This window comes from Kitasatospora sp. NPDC059803, from assembly GCF_042732255.1.
Lineage (GTDB): Bacteria > Actinomycetota > Actinomycetes > Streptomycetales > Streptomycetaceae > Kitasatospora.
Map to the genome: position 1 here is coordinate 1 of NZ_JBHWIJ010000589.1, position 1,194 is coordinate 1,194.

At 75.4% G+C, this 1,194-nt stretch carries 1 protein-coding gene; it reads right to left on the reverse strand.

Annotated elements, in window-relative coordinates; translation table 11 throughout:
* Positions 1-50: 50 nt before the first annotated feature.
* Positions 51-1,031 (reverse strand): aldo/keto reductase, encoded by a 981-nt coding sequence (locus ACFV6I_RS39695; protein WP_380431174.1) that lies wholly within the window; start codon positions 1,029-1,031, stop codon positions 51-53.
* Positions 1,032-1,194 lie beyond the last annotated feature (163 nt).

Below are 1,194 nucleotides of genomic sequence, written 5' to 3' on the forward strand. Positions count from 1 at the left end.
GGGGCCCGCGGCGCGGGGGGGGGGGGGGGCCCGCCCCCGGATCGTTCGGGTCAGCCCCGGTCGATGGTGGCCAGGAGCGGGGCGGCGTAGCGGTCGCCGGCGGTCGCCGGGACGAGGTCGGCGATCCGCTTGAGGTCCTCGGCGCTCAGCTCCAGGTCCGCCGCGGCGGCGTTCTCCTCGATCCGGGACGGACGGCGGGCGCCGAACAGCGGCACCACGTCCTCGCCCTGGGCCAGCACCCAGGCCAGCGCGAGCTGGCCGGCGGTGGCGCCCTTCTCCTCGGCGACCACGGCGACGGCGTCGGCGATCGCCTTGTTCCGGGTGAAGTTCTCGCCCTGGAACCGCGGGTCGTGGCGGCGGAAGTCGGACGGGTCGAGGTCCTCGGGCGAGTTGAAGCTGCCGCCGAGGAAGCCGCTGCCCAGCGGGCGGTAGGCGGCCAGGGCGACACCGAGCTCGCGCGCGGTCGGCAGGATCTCCTCCTCGACGTGGCGCTCCCACAGCGAGTACTCGGTCTGCAGCGCGGCGATCGGGTGCACGGCGTGCGCCCGGCGCAGCGTCGAGGCGGCCGCCTCGCACAGGCCGATGTGCTTGACCTTGCCGGCCTCGACCAGCTCGGCCAGCGCGCCGACGGTCTCCTCGACCGGGACGTTCGGGTCGACCCGGGCGAGGTAGTAGAGGTCGAGGTGGTCGGTGCCCAGGCGGGAGAGCGACAGCTCCACCGCCTCCTTGACGTACGCGGGGGTGCCGTCGACGACACGGCGGCCGTCCTCCAGGGTGCGCATGCCGAACTTGCTGGCCAGCACGACCTCGTCGCGGCGCCCGGCGATCGCCCGGCCGGTGATCTGCTCGGCGGTGCCCGGGCCGTAGAAGTCGGCGGTGTCGATCAGGTTGATGCCGGAGTCGAGGGCCTTGCGGATGGTGGCCACGGACTCCTGCTCGTCGGCTGCGCCGTAGCTGCCCGCCATCGCCATCGTGCCGAGGCCGAGGGCGGAGACGAGCGGGCCGCTGGTGCCGAGCTTCCTGGTGGTCATGGTTCTCCGATCAGTGCGAACAGGCCGCGCGGGGGATGCCGCGGCCTGATGAAGGCTGGTCGGCCCGCGGGGGGGCGGGGCCGCCGGGGCGCGCGGGCGCCGGGCTGGGACCGGCGCCGGGGGGTGGCGAAGAACGGACCGCGGGGGGGGGGTGTCTCTCGCG

Bases quoted from the DNA above. Each gene is read 5' to 3' on its own strand.
- ACFV6I_RS39695 (WP_380431174.1), bottom strand. From the start codon at position 1,031: ATGACCACCAGGAAGCTCGGCACCAGCGGCCCGCTCGTCTCCGCCCTC.